Origin of the sequence: Robiginitalea myxolifaciens (genome assembly GCF_900115205.1) — a bacterium.
GTDB lineage: Bacteria > Bacteroidota > Bacteroidia > Flavobacteriales > Flavobacteriaceae > Robiginitalea > Robiginitalea myxolifaciens.
On the sequence record NZ_FOYQ01000001.1, the window covers coordinates 1459712 to 1476687 of the forward strand.

The window sequence follows — 16976 nt, forward strand, 5'->3', positions numbered from 1 at the left end:
AAAACGCTAGTATAGGATACCATCCTTAGGCCCGACCTTAGCAGGCAACGCTTCCTCGTCCAGCATGTCGCGCAAATCGATTTCTATGGTTCGGCATAGTGCGGTCATAGGGACATCGTTGATTCTTCCCTCGAAAGGGTCTTCACTATTGGAACCAACCTTCTCCATGGTCACAAAAATCCATGAGATCAGCACGGAGAATGGCACCAGCAACCAGCGGTATATCAGTTGGGCTTCTTCGGTCAGGGAAAGGACCTGCCCATGGAAAACATCCAGGAGCCCAAAGGGAATCAGCAGCACGAAAATCCAACAGAAAACGGTACTGAAATAAGCATACTGCCTGGGGAAAGGGGTATTTTTAATACGCTCGCATTTTCCCTGCAGGTTGTAGAGTTCCTCCAGTACACCGTGCATCAACTGCTTGTCGAATTCAGTGATCTTATCCTCCTTCAGGAGCCGATCGATTTCGAGGGCCTGTTTTTTAACGAGGTGGGTGGCTACATTTTTCCGTTCTTCCAAATCAGCAATTTCGTCTGGCTGCAAAAAAGAGGTCGTCACGTCGCATACCGGGTTGCGTTCCCCGTGTCGTTTGAATAGGGCTTCAACGGCCCTGTTCTCCCGAATGGTAAAGGAGGTGGGTTGCCTTAGCTGAACCCGCAGGGCATTGATCCATGCGAGATGGCGATAAACCAGCTGTTGGTGTTCGCCTTTATCCTGGACCAGGCCCAGCACTTGAATGGTCCAGGTACGGCTGTAGTTAACAATACCTCCCCAAATTTTACGCCCCTCCCAAAACCTGTCGTAACTCTGACTGTTTTTAAATCCGATATAGAAGGCTACCGCAATACCGATTACGCTCAAAGGTTGAAAGGGTATGCGCAGAAAATCCCATCCGAGTTCCTGGAACAGGAAGAAGGCAAGCCCTGCCCAGAAAACAAAGAAGATTACATTCTTCCATGCGTAACGCAGGATGATCCCAAAACTTATATTTCTCTTAATGTACATGGCGTATTGGTCAGATGGATGGGAGGAAAATTAGCGGAATTACCGGGCGTACTTCGCCAGGCGTGTTGCCTGTTCTTCCAGGGCTTCTATGAATTCATTTTCAAGGCGGTCTATGAGCGCTGCGGTGGGCAGGCTATCGTCTATGCTGGTAACCCCCTGACCTGCGGACCAGATGGTTTTCCAGGCTTTGGCCTCGCTGTCCAGTTCTTTCCCAAAATCGATTTTATGATCTTTTTCCAGATCGGCCTGGCTCAGGCCGGCTGCTTCCAGGCTTTTCGCCAGGAAGTTGGCATGTACACCAGAGATGGCCGCGGTATAGACCACATCGGAGGCCCCGGCATCGGAAATCATATCGCGGTATTCCTCAGGAGCATTACTTTCGGTAGTATTGATAAATCGGGTTCCCATATAGGCCAGATCGGCACCCATCTGCAGGGCCGAGGCAATATCCCGACCGGTGCTGATACAACCGGAAAGCAGGATGGTTTTCTTGTAAAATGCCCGGACTTCTGACAACAGGCTCATCGGATTCAGGGTTCCTGCATGTCCACCAGCCCCGGCAGCTACGAGGATCAACCCATCGACTCCAGCAGCGGCTGCTTTTTCGGCATGTCGCTTCTTGATTATATCGTGGAAGACCAGTCCGCCGTAACTATGCACGGCATCGACGACTTCTGAAACGGCCCCCAGGGAAGTAATTATCAATGGAACACGGTGTTTCATGCACAGCCTCAAATCGGCTTCCAGCCTGGGATTGGTCGGATGGACAATGAGATTTACCCCAAAGGGTGCCGGCTTTTTACCGGTTGTTTCTTCGTAGGCTTTTAATTCCTCCTGGATTTCAATGAGCCAGGCCTCGAACCCTTCACTGCTGCGTTGGTTGAGCGCCGGGAAAGTTCCCACGATTCCATTTTTACAACATTCCACGACCAGGGCGGGGTTTGAAATCAGGAACATAGGTGCGGCCACTGCTGGCAAACGCAGGTCAGGGATAAAAGAAGCTTTTTCGGACATGATTTGATTTTAGGCCGGGAGGTTAGCATATTTTCCACGGCGCTTAAAAATACAATTTATGCGCAATCCATGACGGGATTTGACAGCTGCCCCTCGAATTCTGCTACTTTTGTAACCCTAATACAAAAGCCCTATATGTATTCTAAGTCTTTTGAAGTCCGATGGAGCGACCTCGACGCGAACTGGCATCTGGCCAACAGCGCCTACACCAATTTCATGAGCCATACCCGGATGTCTTACTTCTACGACAATGGTTTTACCCCGCTCGCGATGAAAGAAGCAGGGATTGGCCCGGTAGTATTTTATGAGCATATGTATTATTTCCGCGAAGTCCTTCCCGGTCCGCCCATTCGTGTTACGCTGGAATTAAAGGGTCTCAGTAAGGACGGGATGTTCTTTGAATTCCTCCATAATTTTTACGATTTCACCGGGAAACACAAGGCCCAGTGTGAAATGATGGGCGGATGGATCGATATGAAGGCTCGTAAACTGTGCAGTCTCCAAGGAGATTTGCTGGAGGCTACCATGGCCGTGGAAAAAGCCGAAGACTTTCGCTGGTTAACCCGGGAGGACACCCGAAAATTTGCACGCAGGCCAAAGGATCTGGAATAGCCGTTTAAGTTCTGGGTGGAATCCGGGGCCTCCGGCTCGCCAAATACACCCCGCTGAGCACTAGGATCATTGCAATGGTATTGAGCAGTGTGAGTTTGTCCTTTCCCGTTAGCAGGGCAAAGGCAATACCAATTAAGGGTTGGGCATAGATAAAGGCGCTAACCGTGGAAGCCTTGAGTTGGGTCAGCGCAAAAACATTGAAGAGGTAGGTCAGAAATGTGGTTCCCAGAATAACAAAGGCAATGGCTGCCAGCCCGTCCCCGGGGATTTCCGCCCATGGAATTTCCAGGAATTCCGGCAAGGTGATCGGAAAATTAATAATAAAGGCAAGGGTAAATAACCATTTCATCAGGACCAGGGGATGGTATTTTTCGATGAGTTTCTTGGCCAGAATGAGGTAAAGCCCATAGCTGGTTGCATTGACCACGAACAGGGTGTTCCCCAGGGGAATATTCGGGGCATTAAATCCTTCGGGCTTATTGAGGAAGATCAATCCCAAGGCACCCAACCCGCCAAGTAGTATGCCCAAGGCCTTGTACAGGGTAATGCGCTCCCGGATCAAAAAGAACGAAAGGCCAACCACGATAATCGGGGTCAGGGTAACCAGCACCGCACTATTCACCGGAGTGGATAGCTCCAGTCCTTTGAAAAAGGCAAGCATATTGATGACCATCCCGAATATCGCACATACCAGGATTCTTCCCCAGTCCTTTCGCTCGATGCGTTGTTTTGGCCCAAGGCTGGAAAACAACCAGAAAAGGAGGGCGGCCCCGCTTACCCGAAGGAAAATGAAACCGAATGGCTGCACGTAATGCGGCATTACTCCTTTGGCTATGGTGTGATTGAGCCCGTAGATGGTGGTTGCCCCAAGGGCGGCGAGGATGGCCAGGGTTCTTTTGCTCATGAGGCTAGTGCCGCGGTGGCTGCTGCCACAGTCTTGGCAGTATTCCCGATGAATATTTGATCGCCGGCTACGATGACCGGACGTTTCAGGAAGGTATAATGTTCGAGGATCAGCGCTTTGTATTCGGCTTCCCCTAAAGTTTTTTCATGTAGGCCGCGTTGCCGGTAAAGCCTGGCACGCTTACTGAAAAGCGCTTCATAACTACCCGCCAGGGCTTTCATGGCCTCGAGTTCTTCAGGAGTTATGGATTCGTCTTTGATATCCCGCAGGGTAAAATCACTTCCCAGGTTCAGGGTTTTCAGGATACGCTGACAGGTATTGCAGGTACTCAGGTGGTAAATGGCCTTCATGGCGATGTAGTATTGACAGGTGAATATTCCGGATTCAGGAATGGCGCCGCTTCGCGGTATGGGATTGTCAGGGACAGCGGTCCATCGGCATAGGAGGCGACCTCGTAAGGATCGTAATGCAACAATACTCCGGCTTCCCCAAAACCAATGGATTCCGGGAGGGAAAAACGGTTGTCTTCAAACATGAATCCCGTACTGTTGATATCCTGGTCGGCAGGCACTTCGTATTGTTTTCTGAAAGCCATCTCGGCCAGGGAAGTGAACCCGGCTATATCGGCAAATAATTCAGCCGACTCCAGTTCGCGGGCATTTTCCGCGTCGAAATTGAGATAGCGCAGGGAAGAATAACCGTGGGCTCCTCCTGTAAAGAGGTATCCTTCCAGGGAAATACACAACAACAGTGGGCTGGAATAGGAAACCTCCCCTTGAATATCCGCTTCCCAGGGGGCGGTCTCATCCGGAAATTTCTCCTGCAATTCTGCATGCCCGGCCGTAAAAGAGGCTATGGCTTCCCGGATAGTAGTGGCTTTGTTAGACTCCGCATAGTCGAGCCAGTAGATAATCTCTTCCTCCAGGCTGGTCTTCACCTGCCGGGCGAGGCGATTGTCTTCAGGGCCCATTGGGATTCGGATGTTTACCGACGGACAATTCGAACAGCTATCCCCCGAATATTCTTTTTCCTGCCATTCCAGCGTATGGGGTTCGTCGCCACAGGATAAGAACAGAAGTAGCGTAAAAAGAAGGAGGGCAAAGCCTGGTTTACGGTGCATAAAATTCAAATGCTGAGTTGCGAGCCCAAAGGTACAATTTCCCGTAAGGTGGTTGGACTTCGACCGACATAATCCTAGCTTTGTAAAAAACAAGAGAGAAACACATGAACGAGGAATTGAAATTCGATACGCGTTCCATCCATGGAGGGCAGGAGCCGGATAAAGCCTATGGGGCGGTAATGCCACCCATTTATCAGGTTTCCACATTTGCCCAGTCGGCACCCGGAGACCACCAGGGTTATGAATATTCCAGAAGTGGGAATCCTACGCGCGCAGCCCTTGAGCGTTCCCTGGCGAGCATCGAATCCGGAAATTACGGCCTTGCTTTTGCCAGTGGGCTGGCGGCCATGGATGCCGTTATTAAACTATTGTCGCCTGGAGATGAGGTGCTATCCACCAATGACCTGTACGGCGGTAGTTATCGCTTGTTCCGAAGGGTATTTGAACCCCTGGGGATAAAATTCAACTTTACCGGGATGCAGGATGTGGCTGCCCTGGAACCGCTGATCAATGAGCATACACGGCTCATATGGGTGGAAACGCCGACCAACCCCATGATGAATGTCATCGATATTGAGGCGGTAGCCGCCCTGGCTAAAAAACACAACATCCTGTTGGCTGTGGATAATACTTTTGCCACCCCTTACCTGCAGCGGCCCCTGGAACTTGGCGCCGATATCGTGATGCATTCGGCTACCAAATACCTCGGAGGCCACAGCGATGTGGTAGCCGGCGGCCTTGTCGTGCGAGACAAGGACCTGGCCGACAAATTGTACTTCCTGCAAAACGCAAGCGGAGGAGTATGCGGCCCCATGGACAGCTACCTGGTGCTGCGGGGGATCAAAACCCTCCACCTGCGAATGCAACGCCATTGTGAAAACGGGGAAGCCATCGCCAAATACCTCGAAACACATCCCAAAATTGACCGGGTTTACTGGCCTGGTTTTCCAACGCACCCCAATCATGATATTGCAAAGCGGCAAATGGACGGCTTTGGCGGGATGATTTCCTTTGTGACCAAAAAGGGAGATCTGGAAGATGCGCGCCGAATAGTCAGTGCCCTGAAAGTATTTACCCTGGCGGAATCGCTCGGAGGGGTAGAGAGCCTGGCGGGACATCCAGCCAGTATGACTCACGCCAGTATACCCAAAGAAGAACGGGAGAAAAGTGGGGTAACGGATGGCCTGGTTCGATTGAGTGTGGGCATTGAGCATGCAGACGATTTAATCGCAGACCTGGCACAGGCCCTGGGTTAATTGCTCAGGATTGGATTAAGGATTTTTCACTGGCAACCCTATTATTCGGAAGTCAATTATCAAATTTTCAAAAATGTGTAGTTGATATTGGGGAAAACCCATAATTTTACCTTCAAATTTTTAATTCCATAATCACAGGTGTAGTTATGACCGAGATCGAAAAGAAAATCGCGGATTTCATGGAGGAAGTGAAAACCCGAAACGGCCATGAGCCGGAATTTATTCAGGCCGTTCAGGAAGTTGCTGATACGGTCATTCCTTACATTGCCCAACATGAGATTTACAACGGGAAAAACATCCTGCTTCGCATGGTTGAACCTGAGCGATTGCTGTCTTTCCGTGTAGCCTGGGTCGATGACGATGGGGAGATCCACGTAAACCGGGGATATCGAATCCAAATGAACTCCGCCATCGGACCTTATAAAGGTGGATTGCGTTTTCACCCGACCGTAAACGCGAGTATCCTGAAATTCCTGGCCTTTGAGCAGGTCTTCAAGAACAGTCTTACAACCCTGCCCATGGGTGGCGGTAAAGGGGGCTCAGATTTTGACCCTAAAGGAAAATCCGACGATGAGGTAATGCGGTTCTGTCATGCTTTCATGACCGAGTTGTGCCGGCATATCGGACCCAATACCGATGTTCCTGCAGGGGATATCGGAGTCGGTTCGCGGGAAATTGGATTCCTCTTTGGGATGTACAAGAAACTGCGCAACGAATTTACCGGGGTATTGACCGGGAAGGGACTCTCCTGGGGAGGCTCTAAAATCAGACCGGAAGCAACCGGGTATGGGACTGTTTATTTTGCCCAGAATATGTTGGAGACCCGAAAGGATTCCATGGAAGGTAAGGATGTTGTAATCTCCGGATCCGGGAATGTGGCCCAGTTTGCCGCGGAAAAAGTGCTCCAACTTGGAGGAAAAGTACTCACCCTCTCCGATTCCGGTGGCTATATCCACGACGCCGATGGCATCGACGAAGAAAAGTTGGCCTGGGTAATGGATCTGAAAAACAATCGCCGCGGGCGAATTAGTGAGTATGTGGAGCAATATCCTTCGGCTACCTACCACGAAGGGAAAACCCCGTGGGAAGTTAAATGTACCGTTGCTCTGCCCTGTGCTACTCAGAACGAACTGGACGGAGATGATGCCAAGGCATTGATAGCCAATGGCTGCGTCTGTGTTGCCGAGGGGGCCAATATGCCCTCGACCCCGGAAGCTATCCACGCCTTCCACGATGCCCAAATCCTCTTTGCACCCGGAAAGGCTTCCAATGCCGGAGGGGTAGCAACTTCAGGTTTGGAGATGTCTCAGAATTCCCTGCGGATCAGCTGGACCCGGGAAGAGGTTGACCAACGCCTTAAGGCAATCATGTCCGATATTCACGACAGCTGTATTGAATATGGAATGGAAGGGGAAGACTATTGCAACTACGTTAAGGGAGCAAACATTGCTGGCTTTGTGAAAGTTGCCGATGCGATGTTGGCCCAGGGGGTAATCTGATTCCAAACAAAAATTTACAATTGCGAAAGGCCGGGTTACCGGCCTTTTTGCTTTTCCGGCCGCGCCTCGAGTAAAATGCTTCTATCTTTGAGGGAATTAAATTTGGATAGCATGGCCCTGGCCACCCCTGCCATTGTTCTTTCCTCGATTAAGTACGGGGACAACAGTTTGATTGTGCGGTTGTATGGTCAGGAAACCGGACTGTTGCAATGCATGCTCAAAGGCATCCTGGGCAGGAGAAAAGGAAAGTTAAGCCCCGGACTATTTCAACCCTTATCGCAGTTAGAGGTAATTGCCGTGCCCGGGCGAAACGGCAAATTGGGTTACCTGAAGGAAGCGACCCTGGGAATTCCCTACACGACTATTCCCACAGACATCCATAAAAGCGCTATCGCGATCTTCCTGGCAGAAACCCTAAGTCAATCCTTGCGGGAGGAGGCTCCCGACCCCATGCTCTACCGGTATATCCAATCGGCGCTGACCTGGCTGGACGGCTCCAATCCCATCGCAAATTTCCACGTGTTATTCTTAATCGGACTTACCCGATATCTGGGGTTTTACCCGGACGATTCCTACCAGGAAGGCGGGTATTTCGATATGGTCGAAGGAGCATTTACAACTTACCCGCCCGCCGGGCCGGGAATTAGTGGGGAACAAGTTTCTCTCTTCAGACAGCTCTTAGGCATAAATTTTGATGGTATTGAAACAGTAAAAATGAACAAAATGCAACGGCGGGAGCTACTCCGCTCGCTGATTAATTATTACGAGATACATTTGCAGGGATTTCGCAAACCCAGATCATTAGACGTATTGGATGAGGTGTTTTCCTAACGGTTGCAGGCTACTCGTACTGCTTCTTTTATATCCTGTTTTTCTCTTTGGCCAGCAAATAACCATTCTGGACCGGGAAAGCGGTATGCCCCTGGGGGATGTCGCCGTCTTTAACCGGGACCGGACCAAAACGGCTATTTCTGAGGCAGATGGGACTTGTGACCTGAGCGCCTTTTCGTCCCGCGAACGGATAAGCTTCAGACATATCGGTTATCAAACCCTGATCGAAACCAAAAACGCCATTTTGCGTAGCGGCGGCCGGTTATATATGGAAATAAAACCGGAGGAACTTCCTGAAGTGGTTATGTCAGTCTCCCGCTGGGAACAACAAAAACGGGAGGTTCCTCAGAAGGTGGAATCGATAGACGCATCCAGCATTGCATTGGCCAATCCTCAAACTGCGGCCGATGTGCTTATGCAGTCTGGCAAAGTGTTCGTTCAAAAGAGCCAGTTTGGCGGTGGGAGTCCTATGATCCGCGGATTTGCCACTAATCGCGTGCTGCTTTCAGTCGATGGGGTGCGGATGAACAATGCAATTTTCCGAGGGGGGAACCTGCAGAATGTGATTTCGATAGACCCCTATACCCTCAGTAATACAGAGGTCCTCTTTGGACCCGGATCGGTGATCTACGGGAGTGATGCCATTGGAGGGGTAATGAATTTTTACACCCGTTCCCCCCGTCTGATCGCAGAGGATTCCCTGAGGGTTAGCGGTACGGCGGCATATCGAACGGCGACCGCTTCCTGGGAACAAACCCTGCATGGCAAGCTCGAGCTGAGCAGGCAAAAATGGGCTTCCCTCTCCAGTTTAACCTTCAATAGTTTTGGTGACCTGAGGATGGGTTCCCATGGGCCCGAAGAATACCTGAGGCCTTTCTATGTAGTCCCCGGTCGGGAGGCCGACCAGCTCGTTCCTAATCCCAATCCCCGAAGACAGCTTCCAAGCGGGTATTCCCAGTGGAATGCCATGCAAAAGTTAATTTACCGGCCAGGCAGGCAATGGGAGTATAAACTGGGATTACACTGGTCCGAAACCTCGGATTTTGATCGCTACGACCGCCTTATCCGCCCCGGAACCGAACCGGGAACCCTGCGTTCCGCAGAATGGTACTATGGCCCCCAGCAGTGGTTTATGAGTAATTTTCAGGCCAAACATACCGGGAGGGGAAAGCTATACGAGGGGCTGAAAATTGGCCTGGCCTACCAGCGGTTTGGGGAAAGCAGGAATGAACGGAACTTTAACGAGGACACCCTATTCAGAACCGAAGAGAACGTAGATGCCTTATCCTTTAACCTGGATTTGGAGACGCGAAAAAATGGTCCATGGCAAGTCTTTTACGGACTTGAGTATCTCTTTAACGGGGTAGGCTCTGAGGGGTCGGCCATCAATCGGTCAGACGGTAGTGTCCAGCCTGCTGCCTCCCGTTATCCCGATGGTTCTACCTGGCAGAGTGCAGCAGGGTACCTGAATCTCATCTACAAACCGGATCCTGCGCTCTCCTTCCTGGCCGGGGCGCGTTACAACCATACCTGGATCAGTGCAACTTTTGACCAGGAGTTCTACGATTTCCCCTTTCAGGATGCCAACCTCGATAATGGAGCCCTTACCGGTAGTGTAGGGATGAGTTGGTTCCCTGCGCGCAACACCCAGATAACCCTGAACGGCTCCACGGCTTTCCGCGCCCCCAACATCGACGACATCGGCAAGATCTTCGATTCGGAGCCCGGTTCAGTGGTGGTCCCGAACCCCGAGCTGGAAGCGGAGTATGCTTATAATGCAGAGGTGGGCTTGCGGCAAAATTTTGGGGACAAATTGATACTCAAAGGGGCAGCCTACTACACCTACCTCGTAGATGCCCTGGTTCGCCGGGATTTCGAACTCAACGGCCAGCGCACCATATTTTATAATGGGGTGCTGAGTAATGTTCAGGCGATTCAAAATGCAGCCCGGGCGTACATTTATGGTTTCGAATTTGGATTCGATGCCATTATGAATGAATCCCTGGGGATGAGTGGAAATCTTACCCTATCGGAAGGTGTTGAGGAGGACGATAGCGGGGCGGAGTATGCAGCCCGGCATGTAGCTCCCACCTTTGCCGACCTGTCCCTGAATTACAACGCCTATCCGCTCAAGGCAGCCCTGGTCCTGAATTACAACGGTGAGATTCCCTTTGATGATTTGGCACTTTCGGAACGCAATAAGGCCTTTATTTACGCCACAGACGCCCAGGGCAATCCTTATAGCCCTTCATGGTATACCATCAATCTGCGTTCCGCCTATACCTTCCGGCAGCGGTATCACCTGAGTCTGGTTCTTGAGAATATTACCGATCAGCGCTATCGAACCTATTCATCGGGGATTGCCGCCCCGGGCTTTAACCTGATCGCCGGTCTGCGCGTAGAACTCTGACATAAAAAAACCGGGAGCAAATGTCCCGGTTTTGTAGTATTTCAATGCTGAGGTTACAAGCTGTCGACAGCCTTTTTCATCTCCTCTTTGGCGTCGTTGGCAGCGTCTTTCATTTTCTCGCCAGCTTCTTCCATTTTGTCGCCCATCTCATCAGCGGCGTCTTTCATGCCATCTACGGCATCTTCACCAGCTTGCTTCATACCATCGGCAGCTTCTTCAATGCCTTCTTTGGCGTCATCGGCGGCGTTTTTCATGTCTTCTCCAAGTTGCTCCATGGTCTCTTCTGCCTCGGTTTTTTCAGCAGTTTCCCGACAGGAAACGGCAGTTGCAGAGATAAAAGTCAGGGTCAACAGGGTAAAAAATAGCTTCTTCATAATGTTACTTTAGTGTTTAGTTCTGTAAAGATATACGTAAAAATGAGGTTTTTGGACGTTTAGCACCGTCGCTAATTCCATTGAAATCACTAATTTTGCGCACTTTAAGATTCAGACCTTAGTTTACAATTGCCATGAAATTCCGCGAGTACAAACAACTCGATTTACCGGCCGTTGCCGAAGAAACGCTTGAGCTTTGGAAAGCCAAAAAGGTTTTTGAGCAAAGCGTTAGTATTCGGGAAGGCGGGCCGTCCTATGTTTTTTACGAAGGACCTCCATCGGCGAACGGAATGCCGGGAATTCACCACGTAATGGCACGGGCGATCAAGGATATCTTCCCCCGTTATAAGACCATGAAGGGATTTCAGGTAAAGCGCAAAGCGGGATGGGATACCCATGGGTTACCCATTGAACTTGGCGTAGAAAAGGAACTGGGGATCACCAAGGAGGACATCGGCACGAAGATTACGGTAGAAGAGTATAATGAAGCCTGTCGTAAGGCCGTGATGCGCTACACGGATGTCTGGAACGATATGACCGAGAAGATAGGTTATTGGGTAGACATGGACGATCCCTATATCACCTACACCTCCAAATACATGGAGACGGTTTGGTGGCTTCTGGAACAGATATATAACAAAGACCTCCTTTACAAAGGGTATACGATTCAGCCCTATTCGCCCAAGGCCGGAACGGGGCTCAGCTCGCATGAGCTGAACCAACCCGGAACCTACCAGGATGTAACGGACACGACCGTAACGGCTCAGTTTGCTGCAATCCCGGAAACCCTGCCTGAGGAACTACAGGGGTTGGACAAGCCAATTTACTTGCTGGCCTGGACCACTACACCCTGGACCCTGCCCTCAAATACAGCCCTGACCGTAGGGCCAAAGATTGATTACAGCCTGGTGGAAACCTATAACCGCTACACCGGTAGCCCGATGCTGGCCATACTTGCAGAGGCCCTGGTGGCCAAGCAATTTGACCAGCATTATGTGGAAATTGCTGAGGGAGAGCCATTCCCAAGCTATTCCACCAGCGATAAAAAAATACCTTATCGCAGGCTTAAAAATATAAAAGGGGAAGCCCTGATCGGCATCCGGTACGAACAACTACTCAACTACGCGCTGCCGTATCAGAATGCGGAGCATGCCTTTCGCGTGATCGGCGGAGATTTTGTTACTACGGAGGACGGTACAGGGATTGTTCATACCGCGCCTACTTTCGGGGCAGACGATATGAAGGCTGCGCAGGCAGCAGAACCTCAGGTACCGCCCATGCTTGTGCTCGATGAGGAGGGAACAGCAGTCCCCCTGGTTGATCTCCAGGGACGTTTCCGCCCGGAGCTAAAGGAATTGGCAGGGAAGTATGTTAAGAATGAGTACTACGAGGAGGGAAAGGCCCCGGAGCGCTCGGTAGATGTGGAAATTGCCATTCGCCTGAAAGAAGAAGACAAGGCTTTTAAAGTCGAAAAATATACCCACAGTTACCCGAATTGCTGGCGGACCGATAAGCCTGTACTCTATTATCCGCTGGACTCCTGGTTTATCAAGATTACCGAAGTGCGGGATCGGATGCATGCCCTGAACAACGAGATTAACTGGAAACCCAAAGCCACCGGAGAGGGGCGCTTTGGTAACTGGCTGGCCGCCGCCAACGACTGGAACCTGAGCCGCTCGCGATTCTGGGGGATTCCTTTGCCGATCTGGCGGACGGAAGATGGCAAAGAGGAACGGATCATCGGTTCGGCCGCTGCCTTGAAGGAGGCCATAGCCGAATCCATTGCCGCCGGCCTGATGGAAACCGACCCATTCCCGGACTTTGTTCCCGGGGACATGAGTGAAGCGAATTACGAAAAGATAGACCTGCATAAAAACCGGGTCGATGCCATTGTTTTGCGTTCTGCTTCCGGACAACCCATGTATCGGGAATCCGACCTGATCGATGTTTGGTTCGATAGCGGATCCATGCCCTATGCCCAGTGGCACTATCCTTTCGAAAACCGGGAATTGATCGATACCGGGGCTACCTTCCCAGCCGACTTTATCGCCGAAGGAGTAGACCAAACCCGCGGATGGTTCTATACCCTGCATGCTATCGGCACCATGGTATTTGATTCGGTAGCCTACCGGAATGTCGTTTCCAATGGCCTGGTCCTGGATAAGGAGGGCAAGAAAATGTCCAAGCGCCTGGGGAATGCCGTAGACCCCTTTACTACGGTAGCCACCCACGGGGCAGATGCGACGCGTTGGTATATGATTGCCAATGCCAACCCCTGGGACAACCTGAAGTTTGATATGGACGGGGTGGTCGAAGTAAAACGAAAGTTTTTCGGCACCCTGTACAATACGTATTCCTTTTTCGCACTCTATGCGAATATCGACGCGTTTACCAACCAGGAGGATCAAATCCCCCTGTCGGAGCGCCCGGAAATTGACCGTTGGATCCTTTCCGAACTCAACAGCCTGATCACAGCTGTTGACGGCTACTACGCCGATTATGAACCCACCCGTGCCGCCCGTGCCATTTCGGATTTCGTACAGGAAAATCTGAGTAACTGGTATGTTCGCCTGTGTCGCCGCCGCTTTTGGAAAGGGCAGTATGGCCCGGATAAGATTGCCGCTTACCAGACACTCTGGACTTGTTTGGAGACAGTATCGCGTTTAGGAGCGCCTATTGCCCCGTTCTATATGGATCGGCTTTATTCCGATTTGCATGGGACAGAAAACAGTGTGCACCTGGCCGATTTTCCGGTTGCTGACCCAAAAGCTATAGATAAAGCCTTAGAGCGCCGCATGGAACGGGCTCAAACCATTTCCTCCCTGGTGCTTTCCATTCGCCAGAAGGAGAAAATCAAGGTGCGCCAGCCCCTGAAAAAGGTTATGATCCCTATTCGTGACCAGCAGGAGCGCGAAGAGATCCAAGCCGTTGCGAATTTGATCCAGGCCGAGGTCAACGTTAAGGAAATCAGTCTATTGGATGATGCCTCGGATATCCTGGTAAAACAGATAAAGCCCAATTTCAAGACCCTTGGACCTAAATACGGCGCCGACATGAAGGCCATTGCTGCCGCTGTTGCCCGTCTGGGCCAGGAGGATATCCAAAAAATTGAGCGGGAGGGCGAATTCGTGCTGGAATTGGATACTAAAAACATTATATTACAGTTACAAGACGTAGAAATAAGCTCTCAGGACATTGAAGGATGGCTGGTAGCTTCCTCAGGGTCCACCACCGTAGCCCTGGATATAACGATAGATGAGGACCTGAAGCAAGAGGGCATCGCCCGGGAGCTGGTCAATCGCATTCAGAATTTGCGAAAGGAATCGGGACTTGAGGTTACCGATAGGATCGACATTAAATTTTTAAAGGACGATTTACTCGAGCGGGCTGTAAAGAGCAATCTGGGGTACATAAAATCCGAAACACTTACCGACGAATTGCAATTCGAAGAGCGTTTAGAAGAAGGAACGGCTATTGCATTTGATGAGGTAAGCACCAAATTATTGATTAAAAAAAATTAGGATATGGCACAGGATACAAAAGTTCGTTACTCGGACAAGGACCTGGAGGAATTCCGGGGAATAATCGAAGAGAAGATAGAGAAAGCTCAACAGCATTTGGAGCTCTTAAAAAGCGCATATATGAACGACGGGAATAATGGTACCGATGATACCTCTCCTACGTTCAAGGCGTTTGAAGAAGGCTCCGAAACCATGAGTAAGGAAGCCAACACCCAGTTGGCCATCCGTCAGGAGAAGTTTATCCGCGACCTGAAGAATGCCCTCTTGCGCATTGAGAACAAAACGTACGGGATTTGCCGCGTTACCGGAAAGCTCATTAATAAAGAACGCCTGAAACTCGTTCCCCATGCCACGCTTAGTATCGAGGCCAAGAACATGCAGAAGTAATCAAAAACGCCCGCCAGGGCGTTTTTTTTGCTCCCTGCTACTGCTGCTTATATTCGGGACTTTGGGGGTACATGCCCAGAAAACCGTTAGTCAGGTAGTATTGGAGCAGGAGATCGACCGCTTGCTGGTGCAGGGGGAAGACTGCTTTCGCATCCGAATCCTGAGCCAGGCCAGCCGCGAAGTCCGCCTGGAAGCGGAGATGCAGGGCGAATACCAGGAAGCCCTCGTGGTGCGGACAGAAAAACTGGGCACTACGTTGCGCATAGGCACTGAATTCGCACCCGGTTTTAACTTACCCAACGACAAGCTCGGAGCTCATAAAGTGTTCTCCGTAGATCTGTTACTGGTTGTCCCTGAGGATCTTGAAATAGTCCTTACCGCCCGAAACTGTGAATTGCGTACTTCAGGGAATTTACAATCCTTTGAGGCCACCGTGGATGGTGGTATCTGTATCCTGGACCACCAGGGAACTTCGACCTGGGTCCGAACCCAACGCGCCGGAATCGAGGCACATGTGGCCCGGGGAACGGTCACTGCAAATTCCCAATTCGGGACAACCCGGATAGCTGAGATTCCCGAAGGTCCCCAATCCTATCGCTTCGAAAGCACCCACGGCGGGATTACGGTCTCCCACAAACCTTGAGTTGATCACTTGAACTATCTGCCGGAGAATACCTATTTTTGCCCGAATTAACTGCTATCCATGTACCTGAGGAAGACCTTGATAATTGTGTTTTTGATCCTGCTTGCAGATCAGATCAGCAAGATTTATGTAAAGACGCATTTTCAGCTGGAGGAATCCGTTGAGGTGTTCTCCTGGTTTCGCATTTCCTTCATCGAGAATCCAGGAGCTGCCTGGGGCACTAAACTCAGCGACATCCTTCCCATATCGGAGCGTACGGGGAAGCTGTTATTGACCTTGTTCCGCTTAGTGGCTATCGGGGGAATAGGATATTGGCTTTGGGACCTGATACGCAAAGGAGCTAATAACTATCTGCGTGTTGCGGTAAGCCTCATCTTTGCCGGCGCGGTAGGAAATATTATTGATTCCCTGTTTTACGGACTGATCTTCAATCACAGTGTGGGGCAGGTGGCCACCTTTATGGCCGAGGATAATTACGGGGGACTTTTTTACGGGAAAGTGGTAGATATGCTTTATTTCCCGATGGTCGATACGACCTGGCCCGATTGGGTTCCCGGTGTCGGGGGGAACCGATTCCGGTTCTTTGCTCCCGTCTTCAACATAGCCGATACCGCCATCAGCACAGGTGTGGGAATCCTGCTGGTATTCAATAAACGCGCATTTGCCAAGCCAGATCCGGCCGAGACCCAGACCGAAACAGCGATGGCTCAGGCACAGGAAGCAGCCCCGGAAGGTCCCGAGTCCGGCGAAGCTGCCAAGCCGGAATAGGCAAGGCGTCTCCTTAAAAGCTATTCACTGGAATTTTATGATCCCGTCCGGATTTATGCAATAATCCATGGGCAAGTCGGTGGGCTCCAGATCTGAAATGGCTGCTGCAGGAGGAAAAAAGGAGAGTCCTATCAAAAGGGTTTCGGGTCTGCATTGCGCCAGGAACCGATCGTAGTATCCACCGCCATACCCCACCCGATGTCCATGAGGGTCGTAAGCCAATAAGGGCAAAAAGACCACATCGATTTCCCCGGATGCGACCACCTGTCCCGATACGGGCTCAGGAATCCCCCAGGGATTCTTCTTTAGTGTCGTATTTGGCTCCAGCAAATAGTTTTCCAATAGGCCGCTGCCGATAATCTTGGGAATAACCACGCGCTTACCGAGTGTATTCAAATGGGATATAAACAGGTTTGTCTGTACTTCCCTTTTCTCTGGGATGCTTAAAAAAACATGAAAGATCTGGTGATTCCAGATGGGTAAATTGAGGGATTGCCGGAGTAGGTCCTTGCTTTTTAGCAGGACTTCCGAGTCGGAGAGTTGATCTCTTAGTTGCAGATGGCTTAACCGAAGGTCTTGTTTAAGCATGGGGGTCTTGATCAATGAGGTGAAGTGGGGTGGGCTGATCGTTT

At 50.8% G+C, this 16976-nt stretch carries 16 protein-coding genes; 9 read left to right on the forward strand and 7 right to left on the reverse strand.

Going from position 1 to position 16976, the window contains the following annotated elements:
• Positions 1–6: 6 nt before the first annotated feature.
• Positions 7–1005 (reverse strand): bestrophin family protein, encoded by a 999-nt coding sequence (locus tag BM318_RS06425; protein ID WP_092981604.1) that lies wholly within the window; start codon positions 1003–1005, stop codon positions 7–9.
• 39 nt (positions 1006–1044) lie between these two features.
• Positions 1045–2019, reverse strand: a complete 975-nt coding sequence (locus tag BM318_RS06430; RefSeq protein WP_092981606.1) for an NAD(P)H-dependent flavin oxidoreductase — start codon at positions 2017–2019, stop codon at positions 1045–1047.
• A 135-nt stretch (positions 2020–2154) separates the two neighbouring features.
• Here BM318_RS06430 and BM318_RS06435 point away from each other — a divergent pair, with 135 nt between their 5' ends.
• Positions 2155–2631 carry an acyl-CoA thioesterase gene (locus BM318_RS06435; RefSeq protein ID WP_092981608.1) on the forward strand — a complete coding sequence of 159 codons (477 nt, stop codon included), beginning with the start codon at positions 2155–2157 and terminating at the stop codon, positions 2629–2631.
• Between the two features lie 4 nt (positions 2632–2635).
• On the opposite strand, the gene BM318_RS06440 is transcribed toward BM318_RS06435, so the two are convergent.
• The 3 genes from BM318_RS06440 to BM318_RS14305 are packed head-to-tail and all read right to left on the reverse strand — an operon-like array spanning position 2636 to position 4655.
• A complete protein-coding gene (locus tag BM318_RS06440) occupies positions 2636–3535 on the reverse strand; it encodes a DMT family transporter (RefSeq protein WP_092981610.1) in 900 nt (299 codons plus the stop codon).
• Positions 3532–3885: an arsenate reductase family protein gene (locus BM318_RS06445; RefSeq protein ID WP_092981611.1), complete on the reverse strand. Its 354-nt coding sequence runs from the start codon at positions 3883–3885 to the stop codon at positions 3532–3534. Before BM318_RS06445 ends, BM318_RS06440 begins: the two co-directional genes overlap by 4 nt.
• The gene (locus BM318_RS14305; protein ID WP_177218265.1) at positions 3882–4655 is read right to left on the reverse strand and encodes a DUF3298 and DUF4163 domain-containing protein; all 774 of its coding nucleotides are present in this window, start codon (positions 4653–4655) and stop codon (positions 3882–3884) included. The genes BM318_RS06445 and BM318_RS14305 overlap by 4 nt, the downstream gene beginning before the upstream one ends.
• 104 nt (positions 4656–4759) lie before the next feature.
• Here BM318_RS14305 and BM318_RS06460 point away from each other — a divergent pair, with 104 nt between their 5' ends.
• The 4 genes from BM318_RS06460 to BM318_RS06475 all read left to right on the forward strand — a co-directional run bounded on the left by BM318_RS06460 (position 4760) and on the right by BM318_RS06475 (position 10651).
• Entirely contained in the window at positions 4760–5911 is a 1152-nt protein-coding gene (locus tag BM318_RS06460) for a cystathionine gamma-synthase (protein WP_092981613.1), read from the forward strand.
• Between the two features lie 146 nt (positions 5912–6057).
• Positions 6058–7410 carry an NADP-specific glutamate dehydrogenase gene (gdhA, locus tag BM318_RS06465; RefSeq protein WP_177218266.1) on the forward strand — a complete coding sequence of 451 codons (1353 nt, stop codon included), beginning with the start codon at positions 6058–6060 and terminating at the stop codon, positions 7408–7410.
• Positions 7411–7521: 111 nt separating this feature from the next.
• A complete protein-coding gene (recO, locus tag BM318_RS06470; RefSeq protein ID WP_092981616.1) occupies positions 7522–8241 on the forward strand; it encodes a DNA repair protein RecO in 720 nt (239 codons plus the stop codon).
• Positions 8225–10651 carry a TonB-dependent receptor gene (locus tag BM318_RS06475; RefSeq protein ID WP_092981619.1) on the forward strand — a complete coding sequence of 809 codons (2427 nt, stop codon included), beginning with the start codon at positions 8225–8227 and terminating at the stop codon, positions 10649–10651. The genes recO and BM318_RS06475 overlap by 17 nt, the downstream gene beginning before the upstream one ends.
• Before the next feature lie 53 nt (positions 10652–10704).
• On the opposite strand, the gene BM318_RS06480 is transcribed toward BM318_RS06475, so the two are convergent.
• Positions 10705–11025 (reverse strand): hypothetical protein, encoded by a 321-nt coding sequence (locus BM318_RS06480; RefSeq protein ID WP_092981621.1) that lies wholly within the window; start codon positions 11023–11025, stop codon positions 10705–10707.
• Positions 11026–11159: 134 nt separating this feature from the next.
• Here BM318_RS06480 and ileS point away from each other — a divergent pair, with 134 nt between their 5' ends.
• The 4 genes from ileS to BM318_RS06500 all read left to right on the forward strand — a co-directional run bounded on the left by ileS (position 11160) and on the right by BM318_RS06500 (position 16344).
• The gene (gene ileS, locus BM318_RS06485) at positions 11160–14546 is read left to right on the forward strand and encodes an isoleucine--tRNA ligase (RefSeq protein WP_092981622.1); all 3387 of its coding nucleotides are present in this window, start codon (positions 11160–11162) and stop codon (positions 14544–14546) included.
• Between the two features lie 3 nt (positions 14547–14549).
• Entirely contained in the window at positions 14550–14933 is a 384-nt protein-coding gene (locus tag BM318_RS06490) for a TraR/DksA family transcriptional regulator (RefSeq protein WP_092981624.1), read from the forward strand.
• Between the two features lie 61 nt (positions 14934–14994).
• Entirely contained in the window at positions 14995–15576 is a 582-nt protein-coding gene (locus BM318_RS06495; RefSeq protein ID WP_092981626.1) for a hypothetical protein, read from the forward strand.
• A 60-nt stretch (positions 15577–15636) separates the two neighbouring features.
• Entirely contained in the window at positions 15637–16344 is a 708-nt protein-coding gene (locus BM318_RS06500; RefSeq protein WP_092981627.1) for a lipoprotein signal peptidase, read from the forward strand.
• Between the two features lie 24 nt (positions 16345–16368).
• On the opposite strand, the gene BM318_RS06505 is transcribed toward BM318_RS06500, so the two are convergent.
• Entirely contained in the window at positions 16369–16932 is a 564-nt protein-coding gene (locus BM318_RS06505; protein WP_092981629.1) for a 5-formyltetrahydrofolate cyclo-ligase, read from the reverse strand.
• Positions 16933–16976: the final 44 nt, after the last annotated feature.